The sequence below is a fragment of the Nguyenibacter vanlangensis genome (genome assembly GCF_038719015.1).
Classification (GTDB): Bacteria; Pseudomonadota; Alphaproteobacteria; order Acetobacterales; family Acetobacteraceae; genus Gluconacetobacter; species Gluconacetobacter vanlangensis.
In genome coordinates, this window is sequence record NZ_CP152276.1 from 1913614 (window position 1) to 1937718 (window position 24105).

Genomic DNA, 24105 nt, shown 5'->3' on the forward strand with positions numbered 1-24105 from the left:
ATGATTACACATTATGAGTTTCCCGGAGACAATCACCGACAAATTCACAACTATGCCACCTGAAAGCTGCTGACGTCGATCATAAAGCTGCCATCAGCCTCAATTCCGAAATGGCGCACTACATCGTTCGGTGCGGCATGTTGCAGAGACCGGATGGCCGCGACACATTCAGGTGGTGTTTTCGTCCGCGCCACCCAGCTTTCGAAGTCCATACGCAGACGATGGGACTCCACGGTCTGAAGAACGAAGCCCGCCTGTTCCAGCAGGATCGTCCATTCAGCCACTCCGTAATTCCGAATATGCGAGATATCGCGCAACAGTTCCATCGACTGCAGCCAGCTATCCAGTAGGGCGGAAGGTGGAGCCGTCACATCAATGAACAAAGCCATCCCTGACGGTGCCAGCACACGTCGCGCCTCCCGCAAGCCGGCCACCGCATCCGACCAGTGATGGGTCGTAAAGCGGCAGAACACGGCATCAAAGCTCTCGTCCTCAAATGGGAGATTCTCTGCGGGCGCCTGCACGGTCGTGACGTTGGACAGTCCCCGGCGCGCGGCCTCCTGCGTCACGGCGGTCAGCATCGGGGCGGTCACGTCGCAGGCGACCGCTTCTCCAACATGGGGTGCCAGCCGATAGGTGACGTGGCCTCCTCCGCAACCGATATCCAGAACGCGTCGCAGCCCCTTTCCCGCCACCAGGCGTTCGACCCTATCCAGGTCGCTTCCCTGACTGTGTACCGCGCTGGCGACATAATCCTGTGCCCGTGCGGCATAGTGCTTTGCCGTATAAGGTTCCGTCATCGTCTCTCTCCGTCGTCTCATGACTCGTTGAGATCCAAGCTGTCAGATATAAAAAATGGGTATAAGGTCTTCTTTTATACTGGTATAAAAACCACCATCATGCGTCTTTCCTCCGAACAGCACCGCGCCCTTGGGGCTTTCCTGCGTGCCCGTCGTGATGCCCTCTCGCCCGGGGATGTCGGTCTGCACCCGCTACCGGGACGACGCCGGGCACTGGGATTGCGGCGGGAAGAAGCCGCCCAGCTCTGTGGCATCAGCACGACCTGGTATACGTGGCTTGAACAGGGCCGGGATGTCTCCTGCTCGACGGCTACACTGGCGCGCATTGCCACAGCCCTGCATCTATCCCCCGCTGAACGGCTCTATCTATTCGAACTGGCGCAGATGAAAGACCCCGACGCGGCACTATCCCCCGCTGCGTCCGGTCTTCCCGAACCGGTCCGAACTTTCCCCGAGCAGATGACCGTGCCCTGCTATGTGCTGGACACCCTGTGGAACGCCTGCGCCGCCAACGAACCGGCCCGAAATCTCTTTGTCGGATGGCTGGACAGCAGGGAGCGCAACCTACTGCGCTACGTCTTTCTTGCTCCCGGTGCCCGTAATTTCCTTAATAACTGGGAAAGCAGTGCGCAGCGGGTGCTTGCGGAATTCCGGGCTGCGAGCATTCACGGCGACAAGCAACGAGTGGAAACACTTGTCCAGGAACTTCGATCCCGAAACCCGGATTTTGAGCGCCTGTGGCACAACCAGAGCGTGTTGCTGCGGGAGGGCGGTGCCCGCAGGTTTAATCACCCGATCTAAGGCCCGGTCGATCTTGACCAGACCACCCTCACTTTCACGGCATGGCCGCAGTATCAACTGGTGACTCTAAAACCGCGATAATTATTTTGGAGTCAGACCTCCGCATGTCAGCTTTTTGACGGTCGCAATTGCCAAGAACACGACTGAGATGAGGCGGAAGCGGAAATTGCCGCTCTTGCGGCAATTACTGTTTCTTTCTACCAGACCTCCAGCCCGCGATCGGAGCCGAACTGCCACGTGACCGACTGGCCGCGAAGCGTCGCCGCCACGTCGCGCCCGAGTGCCCGTTCCACTTCCGGTCGCCACGGCACGAGGCTGAATTCGCCCTCGGCGTCATTGACGATGAGGGCAAAGCGTCCAGAGGCCAGCGTCTCCCGACGGTGATAGCGCCCTCGGACAGTCTCCCCGTCTGTCATCGCATGATGGGTCAGGCCGGTCTCGTGTCCGATCGTCTTCGCGACCGCCGCCAGTTCCTCCCGCTGCAAGGTACCGAGCAGATCCGAGACGAACAGAACCTGCTGCCCCCGTCGGCGCGCCAGCCCCTGCCCGACCAGATGCTTCGTCCGGCTCTCCAGCGCCGCGCCCACCTCGCCGCCGAAGCCTGATGGGGCCAGCGGTGTCTTCTCGCGCGCGACCAGTTCCCGGTCGAGCCAGGTGGCGCCCTGCGCGGTGACCTGGCGATCGAGCGACCAGTCGGAGAGCACCCGCACGCTGGTCCAGCGCCCGCCCCTGTCGGTCGCCGCCCGGACGATGGCATTGTCCGGGATGTCGGTGATGGCCGCCGCCGGCCCGAGGCGTACATAATGCGACCGCCCGTCGACGCCCTCGACCATGAGGTAGGGCCGCCCGGCCAGTTCATCGTCGAGCCCCTTGCCGGCGACCCGCCCCACCACCGGCTGCGCCGGCCCCGCAAGATCGTGGATAATCGCATCGCTGGTCTCCCGACCCAGCGCCCGGTTCATGGTGCGAATGATATCGCCGCGCAGCCCCATGTCGCGCAGGGTCTGTTCCGCGTTTTCGGACAGCCGCCACTGCGCTGATCCTTCCGGTTGCGCCAGCCCCATCGCCTCCAGCCGCTGCAGCCGCCCGATCAGCAACGATCGGATCTCCGGGTCGTCTTCCGGACCCGCCGCGCTGGGGCGCAAATCGACAATCCCCTCCGGCTGTTGCTCTGCCATCCGTTGCAGGGTGCGATCCAGTTGGGTCCAGCGCTCCGCCGCGACCTCCCGGCCGAGCCGATGACGAATCTCGCGCTCGGAGCGCGGCCCGAGTTCCATCGTCGCCAGGTCCTCAGCCCGCGCCCGCAAGCCGCGGATGATATACTCCCGGTGGATGGTCAGGTCGGCGCCGCGATCGGTCTGGCCCCGCACGATCAGATGCACATGCGGGTTGTCAGTGTTCCAATGATCGACCGCCACCCAATCCAGGCCGATGCCGAGATCCTGCTCCATCTGCCGCACCAAGTCGCGGGTATGGGCGTGCAGGTCGGTCAGTTCGGCCGCGTCCTCGGGGCTGACGATGAAACGGAAATGCCGGCGGTCGCCTTCGGCGCGGCGTGCAAAGGCGCCGGCGTCAGCATCGTCGCCGGCGGCGTCGAACATGCGCGCCGGTTGGCCGTCGCGGGTGACGCCTTCCCGGCGGAGATAGGACAGATGCGCTCGCAGCGGCGTCATCTTCGCGCCGTGACGGACGATCCGCGCCTTGACCACCACACGCCGGGCGCGCTGCGCCAGCAGCGCATGACCGGCCTGCCAGGCGGCAACGCCGCCGCGTCCGCCCGAGGGACGCCGTGTAGAGGCGGCGCCCTGCTGATGCCCCTGGCGTCCGCGTCCACTGCCAGCACGCTGGCGCGCGACCAGGATCTGGGTCCGCGCCAGCCTGGGTGGCCGATCCCCCCGGATGCGGCCGAGGCGCGGCCGGACCGCGCTGCCCTCGCCGGGCGGATCACGCGGACGGCGCATCGCAGCCCCCGTTCGGGCCGGACAGTGCCGCGACATTGGCGGTTTTCCGCCCTGTCTGGCCTGTGTGCGGCACGCCGCCCGTCGGGCGGCACTGTTGGAACATGAGGAAAACCGCGCCCTCCCGCCCCCAAACCACAGGCCACAGCACTGTGCTTAATCTTGCCCTCCCTTTTGTTTCCTCTCGATTCTGTCGCCTTCTTTGCCAAGGACCGCCACGCTTTCGAAACTTCCGCCAGACCGCTTGGACCGTCATGACCCGTCTCCATCCCGGCCGAGAGACACGAACAGGCCGGAGGACGGGCCGACGACAAGCAAATCGCCGACGGCCGGATGAACGACGAACGAACGGCGCGGCTGCACGCGCTCCGCACGCACGATGTCGAGGAGCGGCAGGGGATCAGCCAGTAGCGGCACCAACGTCGCGACATAACGCCGCGTCTCATCCGGCAGCGGACGGCCATGCGACAGATAGTCGTCGATACGGTCCGGCCCTGCATTGTAGGCGGCAAGAAACAGCGGTGCACCGTAACGGTTGAACATCTCCCGCGCATAAGCTGCACCGGCCATGACGTTGTCCGCTGGCGCGTAGGGATCGGCACCGAGTGCGTATCGAGTGCGCAGGTCCTGCCACGTCGCCGGCATGAGTTGCATCAGGCCCATCGCGCCTTTCGGCGAAGTCACGGCCGGATCGCCGCCACTCTCGACGCGCAAGATCGCGCGCAACCAGGACGATGGCAGTGCGAACTGGCGTGCGGCCTCGTCGATCTGCGGTGCCCAGCGTGCAAGACGAGCATCGACATCAGGAGCGTGCAGAATCCTCTGCGCCGGAGCGGCTGCCATCGTGCAAACCGGCGATCCATCCAGCGGCACCATGAGTGGCGACGGCGCCGCAATACCGCAGGCGGCCAGGAGCGTTAGCACCGCTCCACTCATTGCCCGTTCCGTGTCCAGAGCGGCAACGCGCGGCCGATTACGGACGTAATCGGACTTGGCCCGAAGTAGCGGCCATCCAGCGATGCCGGAACATCGCGCATCAGCACGAAGATCTCGCCAGGCTGGAGCCGACGACACCCCGTCCACGGCATGAGCGGACGCCCCCGATGGTCGGTCGCCAGCGCATCGGCGACATGCACGCCGTCAATCGCCAGCACGCCATTGCGCTCGCACACCAGCTGCCCGGCCGTTGCCGCGATGCGCTTGAGCAGCGGGACACCCGCTGGCAAATAGCCGCGCCGCGCGAAAAGCCGGGCACTTGCTGGATCAGGGCGCAACAGCACGAGATCGCCATGGTGCAACGGCGAATTGCTCGATGCTGCCACCCAATAGAACCCGACCGGCGCACTGGCAGTGGCATTCCACACCAGGCGGGGCCGCGGATGGACTATCGCGGCAATACCGATCGCCAACACGACGAAATAGGTGGTGAAGAACCATCCGAACCGGGTCATGGCGCGCCTCCGTCACCGTCTGCGTGCCGATCGCGAGAGACGGGAATGCACGACAGGCCACGCCCGAACACCGCATCGAGCGCGAGTTCCGTGCGCAGGATCGCGCGGCCTATGGCTTCGGGGATCTGCGGGACGACCGCATCCCCGAACGCCTCGACGATGAGACTGGCCGCAAGAGCCCCTGTTCCATCGCCGAGCGCAACGCGTGTGCCAGCCAGCCAGGCGGATAACCCATCATCCAACAATAGGTGACGGGCAGGGCCGCCGTTCCAGTCAGCCCATGGCTCCGCAGCAGCGTCGCCAACGCGCGCGCCCCGGCCCATTTCGCCGTCGCCCGACCCGTCATCGCGCCGTCCATCACCGCATCCATCGACGGTGATTTCCGCCGGTCGTAAGCGTCGCTCCAGCAATCCATCCGGCGATCCCGCTTCGTCGGCGTCGGCAGTGTTTCCAGCGCCGCCACTGCATTGAGGTGGTGTCGTACCGTGCCCATCCGGCCAGCATCGCCATGGCCGCCCGCTTTCATGTCCGACGCCCGTGGTGTCGGCATCCCGGCGTGACGACTGTTCTGTTCCGTGAGCTGGGCCAACACGTCGCCGCGTCCGCCCCGGTGCGCATCCGTCGCACGCGGCGTCGCCATCCGGGTGCTGCGGAACACATCGTACAGGCCGGACTCCTTCATCGCTTTTCGCGCGCCCGCGCCGCCTTCCATACGCATCCCGCCCTGCTGCGATTGCGAGACCGGCGTCGGCAATCTGTTCGGGATCATGGCCGATGAGCCAGGAGCGTTTACGCTCGTGGTTGGCGCCGACATGCGCAGCAGCCACCACGCACGCTTCGACGGCGTAGCCGAGCGCCTCCAGTGCCCCGAGCACCCGGTCCGCGCCGCGAGTTCGCAAGCCAGCGCTGTTCTCAAGAGCGAACCAGCGAGGACGGCATTCTCCGATGAGACGGATCGCCTCGAAATAGAGCCTGCTGCGTTCGCCGTCGACACCACGGCCTTTCGTGTTCGCGGGCGAGATGTCCTGGCAGGGCGGGCTACCGGCGATGATATCGGGAAGATATCCGAGGTCGGAAACAAGTCGCCCTGCGGTGAGCGTACGGACATCATCGTAGAGGCGGACATGCGAATTGTTCCCGGCATAGAGGATGCGCCGCCATTCCACGATCTCGCAGGCGGCAACGGTGACGAAGCCCGCGCGATGCAGGCCGAGCGTCCAGCCACCGGCCGCCGCGCTGAACAGGTCGAGCACGCGCAGGGGCGCATAGGGCGAGCGGAAAGGCGTCATGACACCGCCCTCCGCCGCATCCATGCGTCATGGCGCTCGCGCGTGTAGGGACGCGGCGCCTGCCCTGCCAGCATGCGGTTGTGCAGATGCCGCCAATGCTCGGGCGCGACCGCACACGGATCGATCTTCTGCGCTTCAATGCCGTCGATCGCTTCCAGCACGCGCCGGACCTTCGGCCAGCCCGATTGCCGGAGCAGACTCTCGCCGCCGGGGCGCACGAAGGGCACCGTCTGGAAGGCTTCCTGAGCCCCTACAGCCCGCACGATGTCGATGCAGGACACCACAGTGCCGTAATCGTTCGCCGCCCAGCGGACGAACGCGAACACGCTGCCCGGCATGAAGCTCATCAGCCGCCGGCGCCGGTCGAGGATCCGGTCCTCGACGGGGTGCCCGAAGCGGATCCAGTGCTCGATGCGCTTCTCGATCCAAGTCACTTCGACCTGGGTGACGGGGACCAGCGGAGACGTGCTCATGGCCGTCTCCCGAAGCCTGAAAAATGGCCGGAATCGCGGCTACCGAATGCCCTACAAGGTACAAGAAGAGTCTTGTACTTAAGAATCCAAGAGTCAGGGACGGGCGATTGCGTTGGATTGCAAGCGGTTAGGGCCGTTTTCCACGTGTGATACGCCGTGGAATCACGTGTATTGCGCGGAACGGCCACGTGTGATCTGCCGAGGTGATTCACAGCCCCCTCCCTACATTCTGGGGATGAAAACCCGCGTTATGCACAAGCACTTCATTGGCACTGTGAATCCTGTCGGTGGATTGCACGTGGTGCAGATGCTCGGTCGAGCCGCTCCTGACGATGGCGACCGGCACGCCAGAGGCCGCCAGACGCCGCACAGCCCTGCGCAGGAGCACACAGAAATCGGCCTGCCGGGCAAGGCTGCCAGACCGTGCATGAAGATCGGAAAGGGCGATGGACCAGCCTGTGGATTTCCTGTTGCCGTGCCGATGCAGCAGACGCCATAACCAGCGGTCAATTCCTCCGGTCAGACGGAAATAGGACGGATCGACCCGCACCATCCGGCGGCGCTCGACGATGGCAACGAACAGCCAGTCGGGTACCACGATCAGTAAGGCGGCCTGTTGCCGTTCCCAGCGTTCGATCCAGCGGAAGCGGACCGGCGCCCCCTCGGGAATGCCAACGTTCGTTTCTACCTCGGAGGTCCGCAACCGCTCCAGCGCCGCGTGGAGGGCACGATATTGCGTCTGGCCGGTGGATCGGCCGAGGAAGCGAAGCAGTTGGAGGCCCGATACCGACAGTTCCGGGGAGACCACCAGATGCCGGTCTTTGCCCTCGGCGAGTTGCGACACCGCCCAGATCAGGATGTCAGCATCCCAGATGGTTGCCAGCCCGGCCGTGCTCGTGGGCGTGACCCGGAGGAAGCGGCCGCGCTGCGCGTAGGCGATGGGAGCCAGCCGGCGCTGCTTGCCCAACGCGAAGCAGGGCCAGGCCATCAGGTCGATGGCATCGCGCGGGCGGACACGATCCATCAGTGCAGGGAACGGCCGGGTCATGGCCATCTTCCCTGCGCCGGCGCTTTCGGCAGGGGGATGAACCCGCCGTCAGGATCGGTGGTCGAGCGGCGCAGCCCCTGGTCGGCCCAGGCTTGCAGTTCCGCGATCTTGTAGACGATCCGGCCCCCGAGCTTGCGATAGCGCGGCCCGGTGCCAAAGGTGCGATGGCGTTCCAATGTACGGCAGGAAACGCCGAGAAAGCGGGCCGCCTCCGGGGTGCGGAGGAAGCGCGCGGGCAAGGTGGCGGGGATTTCGAGCATGAGCGTGCCTGAAAGTGGTTTTCAGGCACGATCGGCGGATCATGGCGTGCTGCTCAGGGTCGATTTCCGGGGGGTGCCGAATTCGACCGGGCATGGCATCGTGAAAACGCGACCGTTGCACGCGATGGTCACACCCGTCAGGCTGCCATGACTGTATACAGGAGGACGCCATACCGATGTCCAAGCCGAACCGTGTGGCGATTCCCGCCCACATGCTAACCGACGAGGAAATAGCCCTGATCATGGCGGCGGAAATCCCGCCGGATGCCTCAATCCTCGGGGAGGCCGTCGAGCGGATCGAAGTGGCTCACCCTCAGCGGCGCGAAATGCCGGCCGTTGCAGGTCAGCAGCACCAGATCATGGACGATCGCGGTGGCGGCGATGGCCACGTCGGCGAAACCCGGATGCCGGCCGATCGCGATCGCTTGGTCCGATAGCGCCCCGGTCGCCCGGCCCGTCGCGGTATCCAGCGGCAGGATGCGCTCGCCGCCGTCTCGGATCAGCGCATCCAGCCAATGGGTCAGCAGGTCGGCACGCTCGATTCCCCCTGCGCGCCGGAGCTTATGGATCCCCTGCTCGATCTCCGCGATCGTCACCGTCGAGAGATAGAGCCGTTCGCCATGCCTGCGCAGCCACCCCGCCAACGCGTCGGATGGCGGCGTTCGGCCAGGCGCCAGCAGGGACAGCACCGAGGTGTCGAGAAGATAGCCGGCGCTCACAGATCAATGTCACGCAGCGGTGTCTGGTCACGCTCGAAGGTCACCTCAGGCCCACCGGGAAACGCCAGCAGCAGGTCCGCGAACGACGGACGGTCATCGGGATAAAGCCGCCGCGCATCGGCGATCGGCACCAGCACCGCCGCCGGGCGGCCGTGCCGGGTGATCGTGGTCGGCTCGCCGTGCTCCGCCGCGTCGACTAGTGCTGCGAACTTCGCCTTGGCGTCCCGAATCTGGATGGTCTGCATGACGGCCTCCTTTTGTGACCCCATGAGGTCATATTAGAGTGACCGGTGGTGCGTGCAAGGAGAATCCAGTGCCACAGGGGCGTCAGGCGGGATGCCGGCCCCTCGGCGATACCGCCAGGCCGAGAAAGACCAGGATCGCCTGATTGAGACGGACGAGATCCGCATCGTCGAGGCGCCCGACATACGCACCGACCTTGGATTTCGGCACGGTGGTGATCTTGTCGACCATCAGGCGGCTGACGGCACGCAGGCCGTTGCGCGGATTCGGCTCCACCGGCAGCCGGAACAGCGGCGCCTCGGTCGGATCGCTGGTGAAGGCGCAGACCGTGTTGGAGTCGGTACCGTCGAAACTGTCGTCCTGCACGATCACCACGGGGCGCGGTTTGCCCGCGTAGTCCTTGCCGCCGGAAACCGTCCAGATCTCGCCCCGCTTCATTCATCGCCCCAATCGGCGACGGCGTCGATGAACGCCTGGTCGTCGCTTGCATGCGTACTCGCCGCGACCGCCAGCGATTGCCGGTGCGCTTCCGAACGGAAACTGGTGGCCCGGACGTCCGGCACCCAGATCTGGATCGGGCGCAGGCCCTGTGCGCGCAGCCGGGCGCGATGTTCGCTGACCTTGGTGCGGGACGGGCGTGAATTGGATGCGGTGGCCATGATGTCCTCCGATGTGGTTACATGTAACCTATCATGTCCATGGAAGTCAGGCGAGAGTTTTGCTGGAGCAGCGAACCTGTCGCCCGCCATCATCGCGCTATGCGACGCCGCGGCTTGAGCAACAGACGATAGCCGCCGGCTGCCATCGCCTTGGCGCGGGTGACCAGGCGCCGCGTGAAACTGCGCTGGTCGGTGTCATCCCAGTCTTTGGGCATCGGTCCCAACAGCAATTCGGCCACCTCGCGCAGGCTGGCACCGTGACGGCGCAGGTCGAGCGCCCAGAGCATGAACGCCGCCTCCAGTGACCGAGACGTCGGCTTCGGCAGTCGGATCCGTAGCGCGGCAGAGAATTTCGGGTTCTGCGCGAAGCGCCAGAAGGCCAGCGTGGCGTCCAGCCGTTCGCGATGCCACGGATCGAAGATCGGCATCGGTGCCAGCGGTGTGCCAAACGCGGGCGGGTCGGTTCCGGTGAAAAACAGATGATGGGTTACGCCCGGCACCGGCATGACGATCAGATGATAACCGTCGGGTGTCGGCCGGCCGACGGACCGACCGCCCCAACATTCCGGTTCGAAGCGGACCAGCGTATCGGCAACCAGAAGGTCAGGTGCCGGCGTCAGCCACACATGTCCCGCAAGCGCGTCGGCACGCCAGAATACCGGTTCCTCCAATGACGTGCGATCCGGATCGGCAAGGAAATCGTACCCCCCAGTGCCGGCCGCGATCCGGCTCAGGCGAAATCCGATCCTCCTGACGGGCGGCCGCGCACTCGGCGCGATAGGCATCGCCGCGCCGCATGAACTCGAAGGCGAGCAGATCGTCCGACAAGGTCTCCAGGTAGCGATACGCGGGATTCAGCCGCGCGCGGTCGAGTTTACGCATCCGCCGGGTCCTCGCGTTCGGGGTGCCGAGATGGGAACCCTTCAGGTCTGGTTGCGGTTTCGCAAAAGAAAGCCCCGCCTGCCGTATCAGCCGATACGTTTCGCGTATGACGCGATGATCGAGGCTCGTTACTCGGCTGGGGTGGCGGCGCGCACGCCCTCGCCGATGCGGCCGCTGGCCGGCACGAAGATCACGCCATGCTGTTCCAGGATGCGGCGCACTGCCTCGACGGTGCTGGCGCGGGGATCGACCTCGCCGCGTTCCAGCTTGGCCACCGCATTGCGGGACAGGATGGCCCTGTCGGCCAGTTGCTGCTGGGACCAGCCCAACAAGGCCCGTCCCGCCCTGATCTGTCGCGCCGTTATCATGGCGGCACTGGACGCGAACCGGGCAGATCATGACCACATGAATGGACTATACGACCATCTTAATGGTTATATTGACCACTAATGGAAGCAGGCAGTGCCGTCCCCCTGCTGTTACGCAATGTCATCGCGCGATTCGGGAACCTGCCGCCGGTTCGCGCCTTCTGCTAGGCAATGCGGCGGCATCACCACGCCCGGAGATCACTATGTCCATGACCGGTCAGCACGCGAGGCCCCAGTGACCCGCCCGAAGGTCGATGCCGGCCCGGCCGACGAGTTCGCACCGGCCGGCGAGACGCTGACCGATTACGACCGGCTGCATCTCATCACCTACCTCATGCTGTTGGACGCGGTGCGGGACGGCGCGCCGCGCGAAGCGTGCGCGCGCGAGATCCTGCGGATCGACCCCGACCGGGAGCCGGAACGCGCGCGGCATGCCTATGACAGCCATCTCGCCCGTGCCCGCTGGATGACCGAGACCGGCTATCATTTGCTGAAGGACGACCCGGCGCTGAAGCCGTTCTGACGCGCCGCGGCCACGCGGCGCGATTTTTGCCACGACCCGTCTGCGAGCCGGGCACGGCCCGGCGAGCGCCGTTTTCCACAGCCGGATCGCCCATGGGCGATCCGATCTGGAAGGAGAGAAGGACGGCCTATGCGGCCGCCCTCCCCTCGCCTGTGGTCAGCCGATGCGTCGCGGTGGCGACGTGCCCGGCGTCCAGTTCCATGCCCAGCCAGTCCCGCCCGAGGCTCCGGGCCGCGACCAGCGAGGATCCCGAGCCACAGAACGGGTCTAGCGTCAGACCGCCCGGGGGACAAAACGCCTCGATCAGTGGCCGCAGGGCCGACACCGGCTTTTGTGTCGGGTGCAGCCGGTTGCCGGTGTAGTCGAAATCCAGCACGTCCGGGATCGGATGGCGCGGCACCTGCACGTCGCCCTTTGCCAGCAGATAGGCGCTTTCGTGGGCGTAGCGCAGGAACCGGGACGACGAGGCGTATTTCTTACGAAACACAATGTGCCCGACCATGCGGAACCCGGCCTGTTCCCATGCCTCGGCAAACAGGGCGATCCGGTTCCAGCCATAGAACGAAATGCAGAACCCGCCCGGTTTCAGCACCCGGTGCATCTGGTTCACCGAGGGCTTGAGCCAGCTTGCGTTGTCGTCGTTGCGGACCGTGCGGCCGTCCCGGCCCTGATACCGCACCAGATAGGGCGGGTCGGTGAGGATGAAATCGACCGAATGGCGCGGCAGACGGCGCATCAGCGCGACGCTATCGCCGTGGAGGACGGTATTGCGGACGGTCTGGGCTGTCGTGGTGGTCATGATCCTGTTCCCTCTTGGTAAACTCGCTTGGGAAGCACCCGCGCGTGCTTCCCGGAGGCGGGCGACCGCGCGGGAGAGAGGGGGGCGAATGACGGCGGGACCGGCCGGGCTGCGCGCAAGCGGGGCCACACCCTGCGCCGCACGCGGTCCTGCCGGGCTGTAGCCGGCGTTCGCGGGGGAGAGAGGAGAAGCGCCTCTCTCCCTGGTCTTTTTCATGTTGTCCGCCATGCCGAGCGTGGCGGACCCGTCATGACCGGAGCCGGAATGGCTCGCCGCAGGGCACCAACGGTCGCTCTGCGTGGACGAATACCTGGAGCGTACAGAGAAATGCCCCGCCGGCTGGGCGGGGCATCCTGGCGGTTCAGCCGTTGGTGCGGCGGGACCACAGGAGGGAGAAGCCTTCGCCATCTTCCGCCGAGAACAGGCTGGCGAAGATCGGCTGGGCGAAGCTGGGATCGTCGAGCTTCAGGGAGAGATACTCGCGGCCGCTCTCCTGGGCGGTCTTTTGCCAGGCGGCGCCGACCTCGAAGGTCTGGGCGAATACCCGGTAATCGGGGGCGCTGTCCCGCGCCTTGTCGGGTTCGGGGACGATACGGATCTTGGCGTTGATGCCGAGGGTACGGATGGTGCCGGTGAAGATGCCGCTGTCGCCTTTGGTGAAGGTGCCGATGATCGCCATAGCCGTGGTCCTTTGCTGGATCGACGCCGCCCCATGCGGCCTCGATGGCGATCCGATGGCCGGAGGACGATCGACCCGCACCGCGCGCGGCCGCAGCAACGCGGAGGATGGCGGCCGGCGGCTATTTTGCGGCGCGAGGAATGACGCACCGTGTCAGGGGAAAATAGTCGCCGGCCGCCATTGCGGGCAGGCGAGCGGCGTCCGGCAGGGTCAGCCAATCGAGAGGTCACAGGGGCAGCGTGTAACAGAAGGACGCAGGTGACGCCGGCGATCCAGTCATGCCAAGGTCCTGCGATGGCACTGTACAGCCGCTGGAACATGCCACCTCATTTAGCGGGCTAGCCCCTCGGGCAGACTTCAGATTGGTGCGAGAAGTGCCCAAAAGGGGGTTTTCTGATGCGAAATTCCGATGCAGATTGAGCTATGATTTACGGCTACGCCTGCGTTTCGAACGACGCTTCGGACCTCATCAGCCCATTCGCCCGCCTCAAAGCGGCCGGGTGTGAACTGGTGTTCCGCGACCACATGGGTGGGGCGATCAGGAACCGTCCACAGTTTAAGAAGATGATGACTATCCTCACTGACGGTGACGTGGTGATCATTCCGGCGGTCGACCAGTTGTCGTGCAGCACGACGGACGTCCTAACCATTGTCCATGATATGCGCCGAATTGGTGCCGGACTTCGGTCCTTGGCTGAGCCAATTGTGGATACAACTGCCGCCTTTTCTGACCTGGTGATCGCGACACTCGACGTCGCGGCGAAACTGGAGCAGCGACGAATTGTAGAAAGAATAGCGCGCGGCCGTTTCGATGCGAAGGGCCTGGGTGTACAGTTCGGGAGGAAACCCAAGCTCACAAAGCTCCAACAATGCGAAGCACGCTCACGTTTGGAAGCAGGCGAAACGCAGCGCAGTGTTGCCCGCAGCTATAATGTCAGCCAGGCGACGATCAGTAGGCTCTCACTATGACCAATTCCTACTTAAAGATCGCCGAAGAGGTGTTGAAGAACGAACGTCGGCCGCTCAGCCCGCGCGCCATTATTGCGGAAGCCTACAAATCAGGTATCGTACCCTGTAACTTATATGGCAAAACCCAGCATAAGACCTTGGGGGCACGCATGAGCGAAGATATTATCTCAAAGCGTGACCGCAGCCAATTTTACCGTACATCACCTGGGAAATACTTCCTGCGGGACTTCCTTAATGACCCCGCCATCCCTGAAGACCTTAGGCAGCCTTACCAAGCGCGTCGGCGACTTCGCGAACTAGTGCGCGGGCCGACGCTTGCAATCATGTCTGGGCGCGTCACCCAACTCGCAAGTAGCGGCCTTATGATTGAGCCATCCAGGGTTCTTCGCCTGTTGGTCCGAGGCGTACACACCTACATTAACCCGAGGAAAGGCCACGAAGGGTTCTATGTCGTACGCCCATTCGTGTGCGTCTTTAAAGGAACGCATGTCCTGACTTATCGCGTCGGTCGCTATCGTGACAATCGCGATAATTTTTTTGCCAAACGGTCAATCGGTTTCTCGACCTTAGTCACGCCACATGACCAAACACTCTTCAACGCGAAGGACGCGGGCATCCTTGATGTCGGCGTACGAGCAACGATGATTGACCTCGATATTTTATGCGGCGGCGCCGACTCCGGAGAACTCTCAAGTAAGGCTGAATTGCATAAATTTGTCCTCTCGCATGACGAACCTGGGACGGGTGATCTGTTGGCTGTAGTCTCGATGGAGTGTCCCACTTGGTTCGAACCCACCCGGCGACGGCTTGCACTCAATGATCTAGAGTGGATGGATATTCGCAATCGCGTTAATAATATTGACGATTTCGACCCATGGTCGCGATCGGTTCTCGAAGCATTTTATACTGGAACTCGCGTTTTCGGCAGGAAACATTGACATCGGGACTTCCTAAATTCATTAGCGGCTCTGTTCTAACCTATTTGGAACATCAGATTGGCAGCGGGAATCCGGTGCCGACAAAAAATGCGCTACAAGATCTATGCAGACTTTACCGACGTGGATACCGGATTCACCCCAACAATCATTATGCCATGGAGACAACACTCGTCGGACTCAGCCACAGGAAAACCGACCTAAAGGTCAAGAGATGGGCGTTAAACGGCTTGGCTCATATCGGCCGCAAAGACTCCCGAGACGCTATAATCAGAGCAATCGAAGATCACGTCAGTGACCCAGAGATTGTTACAGCTGGCGTCGCAGCGCTTTATAAGCTGAGTAGGATGACAGCCGAAACTGATTTGCGCCGACTTAACTTTCCTAGCCAGATGATTACTCTCGCTGCACTTCAGCATATTAGACCGGAAGAACTTACTCTCCACGGACTCCCAGTAAATATTCAGACGGCAGATCCGGAAACGATCAAAGCAGCACTGCTAATAATCGGTCTCAATCGTGCACCTCAGAATCTTTTAGACCCCAATTATAGCAATGCGGAAATCGTGAAAGTTTTAGGAAAACACGATGATGCAATGGTATCACAATATTCGGTTTGGGCAATCACGGAGAACTCATCACTCAGCATCAATGACATGGGCATTGATCTTCCAGACGTAGCATCTCGGCCGGACAATGTCCGGAGTTGGGCTTACCGCCTATTTGCCATGAACGAAACGTATTGTTTACAGAATCTCGACTTTATGGAGCAGGCTACAGAAGACATGAGCATCGAAGCTCGGCTGGGCCTTGCTCGTGGGCTGAAGGACACCTTTTTTGGCGAGTTGGTGTCTGTGGTGTTAAACTGGTTTACTAGCGAGATGAATGCCGACGTGAGGCAAGAGATTCTCGATCATGTAATTACGCACTCCTACAAATCACCGGCATATTATGAACATGCCGTAGACGCTTACCAACGTGCGAATCCAGCGGACCAGGAGCGCATGCGTGGAACAGCTGCTGGAACGGCGCTTTTCTCAGCTTTCCGGCGTCTCGATTATCAGTCAGAAGGAGACCTATTCGTGACGAATAATACATTTAATATCAACAACTCTCAGGTCGCCGCGCTCTCTGGGAGTGGGAACGCGGTAAATACCGGACAGTTCATCCAATACACACCACATGTAACCGAGCTGCTAAGAGACGAATTGACGCGCGCCGGTACGGTGATTGAAGGGTTGATCATACCCGAGAAGGAAAAAGAGGAGGTGACCGAGGCTATCACCATAGCTCAGGCAGACACCAACAGCAGCACCCTGAAAAGAGTAACTGAAGTACTCTCGAAGGCCGCAGGAGTTGTGACCAACATCGCAGGGGCCGAGGATACCCTTAATCAAATTATTCAGGGTCTCAGCAAACTAGCGGGACTTAACTAGCCATGTCAGATCAATCGCGCAAGCATGCGCTCGAGATTCCTATCATTCCAGGCCAAATAGTGAAATTCCGCTATAAGAACTGGCAGGGCATAGTTGCCGAACGCACTGCCGAGTTCGAAGCGTTGCTCTTCACGAGCAACGAATGGCATCGTACACCTCAATGGCTAGTCAAAGCGATTGACTTGGACAAGGGCGAAGTAAGGTTATTCGCTCTACGAGACATGGTACCATTGGACAACGATTGAACTATCCACGGCCGTATACAAGATCTGAATCGTAATGTTTGATTATGTACGGATCTCCGTTTGGAAGATCAATGTAGAGCGCGAGAACTCTGTCTGATATCGACCGGGAGTTACATAGATGCGTGCCATACGCCGCCAAGGCACCGATCCTGCCGCCGGGCATGGCCGCCAACCACCATCGGTCAGTATCTTCCGCCACCGCCTCTTACCTCCACGAACACCTGTTCCGCCCCGTTCCGTCTGGCACCTCGTCTGATCTACTAAGACCCTGACAGCATTTTTGAGATGCGCTTTGGATCGGGGACATGGTACGATGACCGACGCCAGCAAGATCGTGCCTGCACGGGAGGACGACGCGGCCTCCGACCGCCTCATCCTGACACTGCGCACGCGCGATCCCCGGCTGGTTGCCCTGGTCCGCCTTCTCGCCCGTCAGGCCGCCGACGACTATGTCAACGCCGCACGTAATAGGCAGAGGACTGGCCCGACACAATAGGAGCCGCCCATGACCCGCGTCGCCCTGTATGCAAGGTATTCCTCCGACCATCAGCGCGATGCCTCGATCGAGGACCAGTTGCGGCTCTGTCGGGAGCACGCCACCAAACAGGGCTGGAGTATCGTCGACAGCTACACCGACCGGGCGATCTCGGGGGCCTCGCTGCTGCTGCGCCCCGGTATCCAGGAACTGGTGCAGGACGCGCAGCGCGGCCGCTTCACCATCGTGCTGGCCGAGGCGATGGACCGGCTGTCCCGCGACCAGGAGGACATCGCCGGCCTGCACAAGCGCATGGCCTTCGCCGGTGTGCGCATCGTCACCCTGTCCGAGGGCGACGTCACCCACCTGCATGTCGGCCTCAAGGGCACGATGAACGCCCTGTTCCTCAAGGATCTGGCCGACAAGGTCCGCCGTGGCCTGCGCGGCCGGATCGAGGACGGCAAGTCGGGTGGCGGCAACTCCTACGGCTATGACGTCGTCCGCCAGATCGACGATCGCGGCGAGCCGATCCGCGGCAATCGCAGCATCAATGATACTGAAGCCGCCGTCGTCCGCCGCATCTTCCATGAGTTTGCCAACGGCCGTTCCCCCAAGCGGATCGCCGTCGCCCTCAACGACGATGGCATCTCCGCCCCCACGGGCGGCGACTGGGGCTTCACCACCATCAACGGCAACCGCCAGCGCGGCACCGGTATTCTCAACAATGAGATGTATATTGGCCGCCTGGTCTGGAACCGGCTGCGCTATCTCAAGGATCCCGAGACCGGCAAGCGGGTCTCCCGACCCAATCCCGCGTCCGAATGGGTGATCCAGGAGGTGCCGGAACTGCGGATCATCGACCAGGCGCTGTGGGACAAGGTCAAGGCCAAGCAGAAGGCGATCAAGATCAATCGCGACACCGGCGACACCAACCGCCTGCACGAGCGCCAGCGCGGCAAATATCTGTTCACCGGCCTGACCAAGTGCGGCTGCTGCGGCGGTGGCTATTCCATGGTCTCCGGTACCCTGGTTGGCTGCTCCACTGCCCGCAACAAGGGTACCTGCGGCAACCGCATGAACATCCGCCGTGACGCCCTCGAATCCCGCGTGCTGACCGCGCTCAAGAGCCATTTGATGGATCCCGAACTGTTCGCCGTGTTCTGCGAGGAGTTCACTCGCCGGATGAACGAACAGCGGATCGAAGCCTCGGCCGGCATCAGCGCCGCCAAGGCGGAACTCCAGCGCATTGAGCGCGAGTTCGACACGCTGATGGACGCCCTGCTCAAGGGCACCCTGCCCGAGGAGCGGATCAAGGAACGCAGCCAGAAACTGGAGCGGCGCAAAGCCCAAGCCGAGGAGACCCTGGCCACCATCGACGAGCCGCCGCCGGTGCTGCATCCCAGCATGGCGATCGTCTATCGCGAGCGCGTCACCGCGCTGCACAACGCTCTGCAGCAGGAGACCACCCGCCTGGAAGCCGCTGACCTCATCCGCTCCCTGATTGAGCGTATTATGCTGACGCCGGTCGACGGCGCACTGCGCGTGGAACTGCACGGCGACTTGGCCGGCATCCTGACGATCGCGGCGGGCACAAAGCAAAAGAGCCCGACCGTTGCCGGTTCGGGCTCTGTTCTTGCATCGCAAGTCAAGATGGTTGCGGGGGAAAGCAACCAACGATACTTGCGATTGGTCGACCGCGAGATACCCCGCCTCGCCGCATGACAGAGTCACCATGCCAAAGCGCATGGGCATATCCAACTGGAATCCTTGTCATAGGCAATCCGCCTCATATATGATCCCATATCATGGTCAATATATGAGGCACGCCGTCATGTCCGAGACCACATTCCTCTCCGACGCCTTCGATCCATCAGGGCTGATCGCGGCGGAACGGCTGAGCAATATGCTGCACATCACAAGGGGTGAACTGGCCGTAACACTGGGGCTGTCGCGCGATGCCGTCTCCAAAAGCGCCCGCCTCGGCCGTCCCGCCACCCAGGCGAGGCTGCGCGACATGGTCGAGATCCTCAATCGGGTCCGGCCATGGGCGGGTTCAGCCCAGCAGGCTTTTGCGTGGTACCGGGCACAGCCCCTGCCCTCGTTCGGGGATCAGACTGCCGAGGCGCTCGTCCGGGAGGGCCGCGCCGATGCCGTCCGGCGCTACCTGGACCGGATTACGACCGGCGGGTACGCGTGAGATTCACCGGACGCGTATTTCGGGCTCATAATCCTCGCTGGTCTTTCACCCCCTTGTCAGGCGACGGTGCGGCACGTCACGGAGGACGGTTCAATCCGGTTGGCACGGCTGCGCTCTATACCTCACTGCGCATGGAGACCGCCTGGCTCGAAGCCCAGCAGGGCTTCCCGTTCAAGCCGCAGCCTCTGACGATCTGCGCCTATGATGTCGATAGCGAACCTGTCCTCGATCTGACCGATCTGTCCGGCCTCCACGATCTTGGCTTTTCCCCCGCCACCCTCGCCTGTCCGTGGGAAGACCTTGCTGACAAGGGCGAGATGCCGCCGTCATGGGAACTGGCTAAAACACTCATGGCCCGGGACGTGGCTGGCGTCATCGTTCCGAGCTTTGCTCCCGGCGCGACACAAAACGACCGGAATCTCGTCTTCTGGAATTGGTCAGGCACCTTGCCTTCCCGCGTGATCGTCATCGATGATGAGGGGCGTCTGCCCGAAACCGCGGCGTCATGGTCGTAAACAGCCCATGTCGGGCGGCGTTTTCACGGCAATGGATCGAAGAACAGGTAGAGCGCCGCGATGCGGCCGTTCTCGACGACGATGATATCGGTACCCGCATAGGACGGTGGCCGCCCGGGCTCACCAGACGTCCAGCGCAGCCGCCCGGCGAGGCCGTGCAGGTTTTCGGCCGGGGCGAGTTCGGCATAAGCAAAGCCCGGATGGGTAGCCCGGATCTTGCCCGCGACGGCGGCAATGGCGGCGCGGCCACGCGTGATGCCGGCCGGTTCGACGAAGAGCGCGTCCTCGGTGAAGAGTTCGTCTACCAGTGCGCGGCGCCGGGCATCGTCGGCCTCGCCGAAGACGCCATGCAGATTGCGTGCGAGGAGAGAAGTGACGGTATGGGTCATGACGAGTCTCCATGGGCCGGCGGCCGGTCGGATCGCAATCCAATGACCGCCGGTTGTCCCATGCTGATTTTCAGATCTGCTTCTGGCCGCCATCGACGAAGAGCTCGATGCCGTTGATGAAGCTTGCCTCGCTCGACGCCAGGAACAGCACGGCGCGCGCGATTTCTTCAGGCTGGGCGACCCGGCCGGAGGGGATCAGGCCGGCAAGATAGCTCTTGGTGCCCTCGGCCTGCTCGCCACCGCCAAAGAGCTGGTTCAGGCCAGCCGTGTCCGTGACGCCGGGGCTGACCGCATTCACCCGAATGTGCCGGTCCTTGAGATCGAGCATCCAGTTGCGCGCGAAACTGCGCACCGCGGCCTTGGTCGCGGAATAGACGCTGAGCGCCGGTGTGCCCGCCGCACTGACGTTCGAGGCATTCAGCACGATCGAACCCCCATCGCGCAGCAGCGGCAGCGCCTTCTGCACGGTGAACAGCACGCCCTTGACGTTGCTGTCGAAGGTCGACTGGTAATGCTCCTCCGTGATGGCGCCCAGCGGTGCGAATTCGCCACCGCCGGCATTCGCGAACACGACGTCGATCTGGTTGTGCGTCTGCTGGACCGCGTCATAGAGCCGGTCGATGTCCTCAAGGCGCCCCATGTCGCCACGCACGCCGGTCACCCGACCGCCGATGCTGCTGACCGCCGCATCGAGCGCGTCCTGCCGCCGCCCGGTGATGAAGACGAACGCGCCCTCATCGGCAAACGCCCTGGCCGTCGCGAGCCCGATGCCGCTCGTGCCGCCGGTGACGATCACCACCTTGCCGTCAAATCCGTATGTCATTGGTCTGCTCCCTGTTTTCGACGCGATCTGCGTCGGTGAGACAGACATCCTCCTGGAACGATAAATCGTGTAGACAGTGATTTCTGCACACAGCGTTCACCTGGAGGAACGATGCACCGGCGCGATCTCAACGATCATGTCTATTTCGTCGCGGTCGTGGCTCATGGCGGATTTTCGGCGGCGGCACGCGTCTTGCACGAGCCGAAATCCAAGCTCAGTCGCCGCATCGCGGATCTGGAAGGTCGGCTGGGTGCGCGGCTGATCGAACGATCGAGCCGCCGCTTCCGTGTCACCGAACTCGGCCGCGCCTTTTACGAACGATGCCGCGCGATGCTGGATGAAGCCGACGCCGCCGAGGCGATCGTCAGCGCGGCCCAGGCGGAGCCGGCGGGGGTGATCCGCTTCAGTTGCCCGACCGGGATGGTGACGGTCATTACAGACTTGATCACGGGCTTTCTCGCCCGCTATCCGAAGGTGCGGCTGCAACTCATAGCCGTCGACCGGCCCGTCGATCTGATCGAGGAGCGGATTGACGTGGCGTTGCGCGTGCGCCTGGCACTGACCTCGGACGCGGCATTGACCATGCGCTCACTCGGGCATTCGGTTCGCATCATGGTGGCACACCCGCGTATCGCCATGCACGTCGCGGCCTTGGCCGATCTGGCGACTGCCCCGCTCCTGACGACCAGCGACGAAGCCGTCGACTGCATCTGGCCGCTGGTGAACGCACAGGGCGAAACCTATGAGGTTCGCAGGACGCCACGGCTTGGCTCGCACGACATGGTCGCGATGCGCGAGGCAGCGATCGCGGGCCTCGGCGTCGCCTGGCTGCCCGATCATCTTTGTCAGGAAGCGATCGACTCTGGCCAACTTGTTCAGGTCCTGCCGGAATGGACAGGTCGGGAGGGTATCGTCCATCTGGTCTTCACGACGCGCCGTGGGCTCCCGTCCGCCGTGCGCGCGTTCATCGATCACCTCGCAGCGGGCTTCCCCAAAAACCTGTGATCGATTCTGTCTCCAGGAATCCGGGACACGACATCATTGAGCCACGATCCTCGTTCGTGCAGGCCATGTCCGCTTCCGGCGCTCCTCTGATGTCGGTTGTCGTCCGCAAACAGGCGGGAACTGACTATCTGTCTGTCCGCTCCCGCCAGATCAATTCAGCACCCTGCCGATAACCGAAGAGGAAGGCTCCCGGCCAAAAATCCCGCTCGCCATGGCGACGAACGCCATATAAGCCAGCCGATCGTCACAGCACGGCAAATACCAGGTCTGTCCGAAGGAGCCCGGCGTATTGCCCAATGTCGCTGACGCGCGGCTCGCGTCAATAATGCACCATCAAAGCCCGGGACTAAACACTTAGGCTCTATGACGACTTGACCGACGTAGAGCCTGTGGCGGCTGTCCATATACGCGCAGGCATGCACGACGCATGCGTTCGAGGTCGCGGAAGCCAACATGCAAGGCGATCTGGTCTAAAGGTTCGCTCGTATTTTCGATACGTGGAAGAGCGGCATCACACCGCAGGCGCTCGACTGCGCGAGCCGGTGTCTCCCCCGTCTCCACGACGAACTGTCGGGCGAACTGGCGTGGACTGATCCTCGCGACATTTGCCAGCCGCTCAACCGACAATGGCTCCCGCAAGTGCGTATGAATATAGGCGATAGCGTCGCGAATGCGCCCCGGGCGCGGCTCCAGGTCGAGAAGAGTCGAAAACTGAGACTGACCACCACTGCGGCGATGATAAACCACAAGTTCCCTCGCGACAGCCTTGGAATTTTCGATCCCGAAATCCTCCTCGATCATCGCCAGCGCAAGATCGATGCCGGCGGTAATGCCCGCCGAGGTCCAGATCGCACCATCGTGAATGAAAATCCGGTCGGCCTCGACCTTGAGCAAGGGGTAGCGACGCTGGAGATCAGCCGTATGACGCCAATGGGTCGTCACGCGATGTCCGTCAAGCAGCCCGGCTGCCGCCAGAACGAACGTTCCGGTGCAGACGCTGGCGCTGCGCCGCGCATGAGGCGCCAGCATGCGCACGAGTGCAATCAGATCATTCTGCCGGGAGAGCATCTCCGTATCGGGAGCCCCCACGATCACAAGCGTATCGAGGCGCCCGGGCATAGATGGCTGGACGGTGTCGATTGTCACTCCCGATGAACTGGCCACGAGCCCGCCGGATACCGAGACGGTCCGGATGTCATAGCCCGTCCGATGAAAGTCGCGCGCTAGATGAAACGCGCATAACGGGCCACTCACATCGAGGAGTTCGAAGCCGGGAAACACGACGAACCAAATGGCAAGGGCATCGGAGGGAGCCGGCATCATCATCTGTCACCCTATGGCAGAATACGAGGTCTATATGTCATTTCTGCCACCCGCGACAGAGAATAAAATCCGCATGAAACGACAGGCCTCATGAGGCAGGCAGTCGCCGGATGGTCGCGACACCGTTGTCAGGATTGTCGGAGCCGGAAACAAAAAGGAGCTTACGCCATGATAGATACGCTTCGTTCTGGGACGAGCATCAATGGCATCGTTGTGCCGGATTCCTCTCTTGGCCGCGCGATCACGGAGTTTATTCGCGATACCGAAAGCGACCTGCTCTTTAATCATTCGAGCCGCGTCTATTTCTTCGGCGCGCTTGCCGGGCAGCAGCGCGAACTGACCTTCAATCCCGAACTCCTCTATGCTGCCGCGATGTTCCACGATATCGGATTGATGCCATCGCACAGCAGCGAGACTCTTCGTTTCGAAGTTGACGGCGCCAATGCCGCACGGGACTTCCTCAAGAGTCACGATGTCGATCCATCCGACATCGAAAAGGTCTGGACGGGCATCGCCCTCCACACGACCCCAGGCGTGCCGGAATTCATGCATCCCGTGATCGCGCTCACCACGGCCGGCGTCGAAATGGACGTTCTCGGCCTTACGTACGACCAGTATCCCGACACGGTCCGCGAGGCAGTCGTCGCCGCCTTTCCAAGGACACCGCATTTCAAGGAAGATATCATCCAGGCATTCTACGACGGTATCCGCCATAAGCCGGACACGACCTTCGGTAACGTAAAGGCGGATGTGATCGCTGATAAAGAGCCGCATTTTCACAAGGGAAACTTCTGCTCAATCATCCGCACATCGCGCTGGAATGCCTGATCCCGCCCTCGTG

At 62.6% G+C, this 24105-nt stretch carries 32 protein-coding genes and 1 pseudogene; 13 read left to right on the top strand and 20 right to left on the bottom strand.

The window, feature by feature from the left end:
* Positions 1-50 precede the first annotated feature (50 nt).
* Complete coding sequence (locus AAC691_RS08815; RefSeq protein ID WP_342629760.1) at positions 51-800, bottom strand: methyltransferase domain-containing protein; 750 nt, start codon at positions 798-800, stop codon at positions 51-53.
* A 99-nt stretch (positions 801-899) separates the two neighbouring features.
* On the opposite strand from AAC691_RS08815, the pseudogene AAC691_RS08820 reads away from it, so the two are divergent.
* Positions 900-1682, top strand: a pseudogene (locus tag AAC691_RS08820) (helix-turn-helix transcriptional regulator).
* A gap of 116 nt (positions 1683-1798) precedes the next feature.
* Here the strand turns inward: AAC691_RS08820 and AAC691_RS08825 are convergent.
* From AAC691_RS08825 to AAC691_RS08855, 7 genes are all read right to left on the bottom strand, one after another.
* Positions 1799-3562 (bottom strand): DUF3363 domain-containing protein, encoded by a 1764-nt coding sequence (locus tag AAC691_RS08825; protein WP_342629762.1) that lies wholly within the window; start codon positions 3560-3562, stop codon positions 1799-1801.
* Between the two features lie 249 nt (positions 3563-3811).
* Positions 3812-4495, bottom strand: a complete 684-nt coding sequence (locus AAC691_RS08830; RefSeq protein WP_342629763.1) for a lytic transglycosylase domain-containing protein — start codon at positions 4493-4495, stop codon at positions 3812-3814.
* The gene (locus tag AAC691_RS08835; RefSeq protein ID WP_342629764.1) at positions 4492-5010 is read right to left on the bottom strand and encodes a S26 family signal peptidase; all 519 of its coding nucleotides are present in this window, start codon (positions 5008-5010) and stop codon (positions 4492-4494) included. The genes AAC691_RS08830 and AAC691_RS08835 overlap by 4 nt, the downstream gene beginning before the upstream one ends.
* The gene (locus AAC691_RS08840) at positions 5007-6299 is read right to left on the bottom strand and encodes a DNA cytosine methyltransferase (RefSeq protein ID WP_342629765.1); all 1293 of its coding nucleotides are present in this window, start codon (positions 6297-6299) and stop codon (positions 5007-5009) included. Before AAC691_RS08840 ends, AAC691_RS08835 begins: the two co-directional genes overlap by 4 nt.
* Positions 6296-6772, bottom strand: a complete 477-nt coding sequence (locus AAC691_RS08845) for a DUF2840 domain-containing protein (RefSeq protein ID WP_342629766.1) — start codon at positions 6770-6772, stop codon at positions 6296-6298. Before AAC691_RS08845 ends, AAC691_RS08840 begins: the two co-directional genes overlap by 4 nt.
* 208 nt (positions 6773-6980) lie before the next feature.
* A complete protein-coding gene (locus tag AAC691_RS08850; RefSeq protein WP_342629767.1) occupies positions 6981-7820 on the bottom strand; it encodes a replication initiator protein A in 840 nt (279 codons plus the stop codon).
* Positions 7817-8080 (bottom strand): helix-turn-helix domain-containing protein, encoded by a 264-nt coding sequence (locus tag AAC691_RS08855; RefSeq protein ID WP_342629768.1) that lies wholly within the window; start codon positions 8078-8080, stop codon positions 7817-7819. Before AAC691_RS08855 ends, AAC691_RS08850 begins: the two co-directional genes overlap by 4 nt.
* Between AAC691_RS08855 and AAC691_RS08860 the strand changes: the two genes are divergently transcribed.
* Positions 8079-8231 carry a hypothetical protein gene (locus AAC691_RS08860; RefSeq protein WP_342629769.1) on the top strand — a complete coding sequence of 51 codons (153 nt, stop codon included), beginning with the start codon at positions 8079-8081 and terminating at the stop codon, positions 8229-8231. The two genes, AAC691_RS08855 and AAC691_RS08860, sit on opposite strands and share 2 nt — an antisense overlap.
* Before the next feature lie 118 nt (positions 8232-8349).
* Here the strand turns inward: AAC691_RS08860 and AAC691_RS08865 are convergent, their stop codons facing one another.
* The 7 genes from AAC691_RS08865 to AAC691_RS08890 all read right to left on the bottom strand — a co-directional run bounded on the left by AAC691_RS08865 (position 8350) and on the right by AAC691_RS08890 (position 10951).
* Positions 8350-8799: a type II toxin-antitoxin system VapC family toxin gene (locus AAC691_RS08865; RefSeq protein WP_342629770.1), complete on the bottom strand. Its 450-nt coding sequence runs from the start codon at positions 8797-8799 to the stop codon at positions 8350-8352.
* A complete protein-coding gene (locus AAC691_RS08870; protein ID WP_342629771.1) occupies positions 8796-9044 on the bottom strand; it encodes a type II toxin-antitoxin system Phd/YefM family antitoxin in 249 nt (82 codons plus the stop codon). The genes AAC691_RS08865 and AAC691_RS08870 overlap by 4 nt, the downstream gene beginning before the upstream one ends.
* Before the next feature lie 82 nt (positions 9045-9126).
* Positions 9127-9480, bottom strand: coding sequence for a type II toxin-antitoxin system PemK/MazF family toxin (locus AAC691_RS08875; protein WP_342629772.1), 354 nt, complete (start codon positions 9478-9480; stop codon positions 9127-9129).
* Positions 9477-9701, bottom strand: a complete 225-nt coding sequence (locus AAC691_RS08880) for an antitoxin MazE family protein (RefSeq protein ID WP_342629773.1) — start codon at positions 9699-9701, stop codon at positions 9477-9479. The genes AAC691_RS08875 and AAC691_RS08880 overlap by 4 nt, the downstream gene beginning before the upstream one ends.
* A gap of 89 nt (positions 9702-9790) precedes the next feature.
* A complete protein-coding gene (locus tag AAC691_RS22295) occupies positions 9791-10207 on the bottom strand; it encodes a DNA -binding domain-containing protein (protein ID WP_408906101.1) in 417 nt (138 codons plus the stop codon).
* 97 nt (positions 10208-10304) lie between these two features.
* Positions 10305-10583 (bottom strand): transcriptional regulator domain-containing protein, encoded by a 279-nt coding sequence (locus AAC691_RS22300; protein WP_408906074.1) that lies wholly within the window; start codon positions 10581-10583, stop codon positions 10305-10307.
* 128 nt (positions 10584-10711) lie between these two features.
* Positions 10712-10951 (bottom strand): helix-turn-helix domain-containing protein, encoded by a 240-nt coding sequence (locus AAC691_RS08890; RefSeq protein WP_342629775.1) that lies wholly within the window; start codon positions 10949-10951, stop codon positions 10712-10714.
* Between the two features lie 235 nt (positions 10952-11186).
* Between AAC691_RS08890 and AAC691_RS08895 the strand changes: the two genes are divergently transcribed.
* Positions 11187-11474, top strand: coding sequence for a hypothetical protein (locus AAC691_RS08895; RefSeq protein WP_342629776.1), 288 nt, complete (start codon positions 11187-11189; stop codon positions 11472-11474).
* 127 nt (positions 11475-11601) lie between these two features.
* Here the strand turns inward: AAC691_RS08895 and AAC691_RS08900 are convergent, their stop codons facing one another.
* Both AAC691_RS08900 and AAC691_RS08905 read right to left on the bottom strand, forming a co-directional pair.
* Positions 11602-12273, bottom strand: a complete 672-nt coding sequence (locus AAC691_RS08900; protein ID WP_342629777.1) for a DNA methyltransferase — start codon at positions 12271-12273, stop codon at positions 11602-11604.
* A gap of 361 nt (positions 12274-12634) precedes the next feature.
* Positions 12635-12952, bottom strand: coding sequence for a DUF736 domain-containing protein (locus tag AAC691_RS08905; RefSeq protein ID WP_342629778.1), 318 nt, complete (start codon positions 12950-12952; stop codon positions 12635-12637).
* Positions 12953-13375: 423 nt separating this feature from the next.
* On the opposite strand from AAC691_RS08905, the gene AAC691_RS08910 reads away from it, so the two are divergent.
* The 8 genes from AAC691_RS08910 to AAC691_RS08945 all read left to right on the top strand — a co-directional run bounded on the left by AAC691_RS08910 (position 13376) and on the right by AAC691_RS08945 (position 19724).
* Positions 13376-13921 carry a recombinase family protein gene (locus tag AAC691_RS08910; RefSeq protein WP_342629779.1) on the top strand — a complete coding sequence of 182 codons (546 nt, stop codon included), beginning with the start codon at positions 13376-13378 and terminating at the stop codon, positions 13919-13921.
* Positions 13918-14859: a winged helix-turn-helix domain-containing protein gene (locus tag AAC691_RS08915; protein ID WP_342629780.1), complete on the top strand. Its 942-nt coding sequence runs from the start codon at positions 13918-13920 to the stop codon at positions 14857-14859. The genes AAC691_RS08910 and AAC691_RS08915 overlap by 4 nt, the downstream gene beginning before the upstream one ends.
* Positions 14796-16292: a HEAT repeat domain-containing protein gene (locus tag AAC691_RS08920; RefSeq protein WP_342629781.1), complete on the top strand. Its 1497-nt coding sequence runs from the start codon at positions 14796-14798 to the stop codon at positions 16290-16292. The genes AAC691_RS08915 and AAC691_RS08920 overlap by 64 nt, the downstream gene beginning before the upstream one ends.
* A 2-nt stretch (positions 16293-16294) precedes the next feature.
* Positions 16295-16537, top strand: coding sequence for a hypothetical protein (locus tag AAC691_RS08925; protein WP_342629782.1), 243 nt, complete (start codon positions 16295-16297; stop codon positions 16535-16537).
* A 313-nt stretch (positions 16538-16850) separates the two neighbouring features.
* Positions 16851-17033: a hypothetical protein gene (locus AAC691_RS08930; protein WP_342629783.1), complete on the top strand. Its 183-nt coding sequence runs from the start codon at positions 16851-16853 to the stop codon at positions 17031-17033.
* A gap of 9 nt (positions 17034-17042) precedes the next feature.
* Entirely contained in the window at positions 17043-18734 is a 1692-nt protein-coding gene (locus AAC691_RS08935) for a recombinase family protein (RefSeq protein ID WP_342629784.1), read from the top strand.
* Between the two features lie 109 nt (positions 18735-18843).
* Complete coding sequence (locus AAC691_RS08940; RefSeq protein WP_342629785.1) at positions 18844-19209, top strand: antitoxin Xre/MbcA/ParS toxin-binding domain-containing protein; 366 nt, start codon at positions 18844-18846, stop codon at positions 19207-19209.
* Positions 19206-19724 carry an RES domain-containing protein gene (locus AAC691_RS08945; RefSeq protein ID WP_342629786.1) on the top strand — a complete coding sequence of 173 codons (519 nt, stop codon included), beginning with the start codon at positions 19206-19208 and terminating at the stop codon, positions 19722-19724. The genes AAC691_RS08940 and AAC691_RS08945 overlap by 4 nt, the downstream gene beginning before the upstream one ends.
* Positions 19725-19747: 23 nt before the next feature.
* On the opposite strand, the gene AAC691_RS08950 is transcribed toward AAC691_RS08945, so the two are convergent.
* On the bottom strand, positions 19748-20113 hold the full coding sequence (locus AAC691_RS08950) for a nuclear transport factor 2 family protein (protein ID WP_342629787.1): 366 nt from the start codon (positions 20111-20113) through the stop codon (positions 19748-19750).
* 70 nt (positions 20114-20183) lie between these two features.
* Positions 20184-20936 (bottom strand): SDR family oxidoreductase, encoded by a 753-nt coding sequence (locus tag AAC691_RS08955; protein ID WP_342629788.1) that lies wholly within the window; start codon positions 20934-20936, stop codon positions 20184-20186.
* A gap of 111 nt (positions 20937-21047) precedes the next feature.
* On the opposite strand from AAC691_RS08955, the gene AAC691_RS08960 reads away from it, so the two are divergent.
* Positions 21048-21941 carry a LysR substrate-binding domain-containing protein gene (locus AAC691_RS08960; RefSeq protein ID WP_342629789.1) on the top strand — a complete coding sequence of 298 codons (894 nt, stop codon included), beginning with the start codon at positions 21048-21050 and terminating at the stop codon, positions 21939-21941.
* Between the two features lie 354 nt (positions 21942-22295).
* Here the strand turns inward: AAC691_RS08960 and AAC691_RS08965 are convergent, their stop codons facing one another.
* Complete coding sequence (locus AAC691_RS08965; RefSeq protein ID WP_259654795.1) at positions 22296-23267, bottom strand: GlxA family transcriptional regulator; 972 nt, start codon at positions 23265-23267, stop codon at positions 22296-22298.
* A 165-nt stretch (positions 23268-23432) separates the two neighbouring features.
* Here AAC691_RS08965 and AAC691_RS08970 point away from each other — a divergent pair, with 165 nt between their 5' ends.
* Positions 23433-24092, top strand: coding sequence for an HD domain-containing protein (locus AAC691_RS08970; protein ID WP_183009804.1), 660 nt, complete (start codon positions 23433-23435; stop codon positions 24090-24092).
* Positions 24093-24105: the final 13 nt, after the last annotated feature.